Source organism: Endoryza foliicola, from assembly GCF_050589245.1.
Lineage (GTDB): Bacteria > Bacteroidota > Bacteroidia > Chitinophagales > Chitinophagaceae > Endoryza > Endoryza foliicola.
In genome coordinates this window covers 1-4,748 of sequence record NZ_JBOBEW010000015.1, presented here as the reverse complement: position 1 = coordinate 4,748, position 4,748 = coordinate 1, and the positions used below count along the sequence as shown (strand labels likewise).

Below are 4,748 nucleotides of genomic sequence, written 5' to 3'. Positions count from 1 at the left end.
ATGGCATAATCGGGTAACCGAACCAAGCTTGCTGTTTTGGTCTTCTTGCTAACACTTGACAGGTACCAAGCTCCTTCCATTTTTTTAATGTCTTTCGAGCTCACCTGCACCAAGTCTGAAAACCGTAATCCTACAGCACATCCAAAAATGAAGATGTCCAAAGCCTTCAACTGAACCGCATTGAGCTGGGCTCGTAGATCGGTATCATAGATCAAATACCGCACGCGTTCCGGACTCAGGGCAATTACAGGAATGTCTTCTTTGAAAACGTAAAGTTGGCTGATAAAATCCCCTATGGGGAGGTGTTTCTCTTTTTTGAGGTATTTGAAAAAGGTTTTGAGGGTTTTAATGACCATACCCAAGTAGTTGTCAAAACCACCCCTCTTGTACACAAATTCACTGAAGCGCTTGAAGAACCGTTTCCAATAGGCCGATTCTGTTTGTTCTAAACGCTTATTAAAGCCCTTNTAGTTGTCAAAACCACCCCTCTTGTACACAAATTCACTGAAGCGCTTGAAGAACCGTTTCCAATAGGCCGATTCTGTTTGTTCTAAACGCTTATTAAAGCCCTTCCATACCCGAACGGTTAGTTTTGAGCTAGCAGCCTCTTCATAGGCCTGTAATAGCCTTAAAACAGTCTCGTAGTTCTTTACGGTTCCAATGCTCAAGGGGGCACCATTAGCTTTGCGGCGTTTACCTTTTCGAGTATCCGAGATGAACTCTTCAAAAAGGGGAAGTACTTCGTAGGAAGATCGCATGTTGAAAAATGTATATGTAAGGTTTAAGGGTTCCTGTGATGGTTGGTAACCACGTAGCAGGAATGAGTCTAAGATAAGTATTAATCAGGGATTAAAAGTGTTAGCAAATGTCAAAAAAGCAGTGTAGCTTTAGGGTAGTTCTTTGAGTTAGAAGCAGCCCTCCGTTTGGGATGTTGATGCCCAACCGCTCCTACACCGCCGGAACTCAGTTTAGGTATGGGTTTAATGGGAAAGAGAATGATAATGATGTTAAGGGAACCGGAAATCAGCAGGACTATGGAATGCGGATTTATGATACCAGAATAGGGAAGTTTTTGAGTGTGGATCCTTTATTTGAACAATATCCTTGGTACACACCGTATCAGTTTGCAGGGAATAGCCCAATTTGTAATACTGACATTGATGGAGAAGAGGAGAAGTGGTATTTACTAACAGTTGACGCTAAAACAGGTAAAACTCAACTGACATTAATTAAGGAGGAAAAAGAAGTTTCAATTCTGTGGGGATTGTTTACTTACAAACATGACTTTGTTGTAACGCATGTACAATTCAATAATCAAAATTATACTTTTAACCTAGAAGGTCACGAGCCAGGCTCGCCATTTATTCAGAAAATGTTCGATGAATTTGTGGAAGATCCTGAAGGAGCTATTGAAAGGTATCCTAATTGTTTAACAAGTGATGAACAGGAGTTTAGAGAATTTGCAACTCAGACAGGTGCTGTAGTTGCATTTGGGGCAATTGGAACGTATAAATCTTTTGGGAAAGTCAAAAGTGTAACGACTCCAAAAAGCCAACAACAGTCTGAACCAGAACCACAGGCGCAGGTGCAACAGGCCAAGCCAGCAGGTCAGCAGAAGGTTGCCACAAACGTCAAAACTTCTTCAAATTCAGAATCGACAACAAAAGTTAATACAGGTGTAACAGATCCAGTAAAAAATAGAGTTAAATTACGAAAATCAACTATAGAGAAGATTAAGGAAAATCAGCCAAGAAACAGTAAAGGGCAGATGATTGATCCTAACACAAAAAAGACTTTGAAAAAGGATCAAATAGATATTGGACATAAGCCGGGGCAAGAATGGCGAAAGAGGCAGCAAATGCATCGACGGAGGAATAGCACTCGTAAAGAAGTAATAGAAGCAGAGAATGACCCTGATTTGTATCAATTGGAAGACAGAAAAAGTAATCAGAGTCACAAATATGAACAAAAAAAGACTTTGTAAATTAAATTAAGATGCAAATAAAAAAATTTAAGTTATCTGAAAAACAATTAGAACAATTAGTAGACAAGGTTGGAAGTTGTATCGCAACCGATAAAATAACTGTTGAGGGTTTGCTAGTCGGGTATATGTATCGCACTGAGCCAGAATTTGATTCAGATTCTGGTTGGCGCTTTTTTTCTGGCACAGAAAGTCAAGAATATGTGGATAATCCAAACAATTCCATGATTTATTCAGTTAATACCATTGCAAATTATGATAAGGCAATTATACCGTTTTTGGAATTTGATATTGGTACAGAACTAGAGCGAACAATTGATAATATCTTTATAACAGTTGTTCATGATAAATAAATTTCACTGTATAGTCAAATCACGGCTTTATGAATCTTTTATAATTTTTAATATGGAGACTTTCGGTAAAAGAATGGCTGCTCTCCGCAATGAAAGAAAGATGACACAAGAAGAATTGGCAAAACTTCTTAATACTTCTATTTCGGTAATTGGTAGATATGAAAGGGATAAGATGACCCCAAGTATTGGGGGTGGCTAAAAAAAATTCTAACAACTTAAATACTACGGTTGGTTACTTATTGGGGGAAACAGATAAAGCCGATTTGTTTAAAGACCCTGTAATGCTTCAACGACTTGCCGAACTGGATAAAATGGATGGCACAGAAAAAAGCCATATCCTACACGTATTGGATGGCTTTATTAAATCCGTTAAACTTAGAAATATTGCTGCACTGTGAATGAAAGAACAGTAAGAGCTGTATATAACAACGATACAATTACAGTTTATCAGGCTTTCACTAAACTTATTGCTCGGTCGGCTGTAGAACACAAAACTTTTATATCTCCGCCATTTAAGATGGAAAGAATGACTTGGATTAAGCCTTCTTTCCTTTGGATGATGTATCGTTCTGGTTGGGCTACCAAAGAAAATCAAGAATGCATTTTAGCCATAAAAATTAAACGTTCAGGATTTGAATGGGCTTTGGAAAATTCTTGTTTATCTCATTTTGATAGTGCAATTCATTCATCATATGAAACTTGGAAAGTAACACTAAAAAATTCGCCTGTTCGTATTCAATGGGATCCTGAAAAAGATATTTTTTTACAACCTTTAGACTATCGTTCTATTCAAATAGGTTTATCAGATATTGCAGTAGAAAGGTATGTTACTGATTGGATTGTGCAGATTGATGATATTACAGAGAATTGCAAACACATCAACCAACTTATTAATGAGGGTAAAATAAATCAGGCAAAGGGTTTATTGCCACAAGAACAACTTTACCCTTTACCTGAAAATATTGCTTTAATAGTTAATTCTTTTTGAGAACCTGCTCAAGTTCAAATGCTGCATTTTCTTTTATAATTGGGTCATCAACTTTTTCCAATAGCTTCAATTTTTGTATAGCCTCAGATGTATTAATAGCACTCAAAGCCCACATACACTTTTTAGCTATGGCTCTCATATCATCGTAATCAGGAACATCAAGAGCAACTTCATATAATTTGTCTACGCTTTTAGGGTCTTTAATCAATTCAAGAACACTTATAATATCCTCTTCAGAAGTGTGCCATTTTTCATCTAAAAGTTGCAGTAAAATATCTGTATAATCATTATCTGCTCCATCATTATACATAACGGCCAAGGTATTAGCTAACCCTTTATCATCTTTATTTGCAATATTATCCTTGAGCAAAGAAAGAGTTTCTTTTTTAAATTGTAAATGTTGCCCATCAGGAAACTGCTCCCAATAGTTATCAAAATAATCAGTCCTGTTTAACAGTCCTTTATAAAATTTCCAAAAATCAAACATTTTAATGTATCTTTTTAAAACTACTTATCCAAGGATTAAACATATGTGTGTTAGACTGTATGCCTAAATTCATCGCAGGTCCCTCAGCTTTCCATAATAGATTTCCTCTACCTGCCCAACCGCTTGCTCCTGCTGCTGTTCTATGCATTACACCAACTTGATTAAAATAATTCATCGCACCTGGCTTCATATTAAACTGAACCAATACATCATATTTATCAGGGTGGCGTAGCATCATATCTCTTGAATACTTCAGACTATTAGAAACGAACAACTCTTTACCTGCCATATGGCTTAATCCACCACTACTCTCTAGTGCTGCAAATTCTGCGTTAGACATTGCTCTATAAAACGTTCCCCCCTTAGCAGCATTTCGTCCAAAATATGACAAGCCGCGTCCCAAAGCAGATAACCCACGCCCTGCTAATCTAAACTCACCAGCACCGATGAGGAATTCCACAGGCCCTAAGCCAACACTCTCAATTGCTTCTGGATACCAGCCACACCAAACATTGTTAGTTGTTCTCTTAAAACTAAAATCCAATCCTGTATATCCGGTTACATCCCTTGCCACAAAAGTACCTTTATCAGAAATATTGCCCGGCGTACCCTTATAAAACCTGTCTTGATACACAGCGGTCTCGGTTATCTTACCGTTTGAAGACTGCGACCATTGTGCGGAATTGTCTCCAAAAATACGAATATTCAAGCTGTTGCCTTTACCATCGCTTATGGCGAGTGAGCCAGTCCCCCTACGTGTTTTTTGGTCAAAACTAGAATTAAATTTATAAGTAGAGGTTCCATGCCGTAAAATTGCACTTGCAACGGTACCTTCTGCGCCTTTTCCATCCAACCCGAAACCCACCCAACGATAATCACTTGTTTCCTTAGACCCAACAGCTACATTTTCACCTGTAGCATTTACAGGCTGCCATTCAC

General features: G+C 37.9%; 7 protein-coding genes. 5 read left to right on the top strand and 2 right to left on the bottom strand.

All coding sequences use genetic code 11. The annotated features are described in order from the left end of the window. The first annotated feature begins 928 nt into the window (after nt 1–928). The 5 genes from ACQ2HE_RS19665 to ACQ2HE_RS19645 are packed head-to-tail and all read left to right on the top strand — an operon-like array spanning nt 929 to nt 3,322. Nucleotides 929–1,984 carry a GH-E family nuclease gene (locus ACQ2HE_RS19665; protein WP_430901850.1) on the top strand — a complete coding sequence of 352 codons (1,056 nt, stop codon included), beginning with the start codon at nt 929–931 and terminating at the stop codon, nt 1,982–1,984. A gap of 11 nt (nt 1,985–1,995) precedes the next feature. Then, nucleotides 1,996–2,334, top strand: a complete 339-nt coding sequence (locus ACQ2HE_RS19660) for a DUF2185 domain-containing protein (RefSeq protein ID WP_430901848.1) — start codon at nt 1,996–1,998, stop codon at nt 2,332–2,334. A 52-nt stretch (nt 2,335–2,386) separates the two neighbouring features. Next, complete coding sequence (locus tag ACQ2HE_RS19655) at nt 2,387–2,533, top strand: helix-turn-helix domain-containing protein (protein WP_430901846.1); 147 nt, start codon at nt 2,387–2,389, stop codon at nt 2,531–2,533. Then, entirely contained in the window at nt 2,526–2,732 is a 207-nt protein-coding gene (locus ACQ2HE_RS19650; protein ID WP_430901844.1) for a hypothetical protein, read from the top strand. The genes ACQ2HE_RS19655 and ACQ2HE_RS19650 overlap by 8 nt, the downstream gene beginning before the upstream one ends. After that, entirely contained in the window at nt 2,729–3,322 is a 594-nt protein-coding gene (locus ACQ2HE_RS19645; RefSeq protein WP_430901842.1) for a DUF4291 domain-containing protein, read from the top strand. Before ACQ2HE_RS19650 ends, ACQ2HE_RS19645 begins: the two co-directional genes overlap by 4 nt. Here ACQ2HE_RS19645 and ACQ2HE_RS19640 read toward each other — a convergent pair. Further along, on the bottom strand, nt 3,309–3,809 hold the full coding sequence (locus tag ACQ2HE_RS19640) for a HEAT repeat domain-containing protein (RefSeq protein ID WP_430901840.1): 501 nt from the start codon (nt 3,807–3,809) through the stop codon (nt 3,309–3,311). The two genes, ACQ2HE_RS19645 and ACQ2HE_RS19640, sit on opposite strands and share 14 nt — an antisense overlap. A gap of 1 nt (nt 3,810) precedes the next feature. Beyond that, the coding region (locus ACQ2HE_RS19635; RefSeq protein WP_430902494.1) for a hypothetical protein at nt 3,811–4,748 on the bottom strand (938 nt) is incomplete at its 5' end.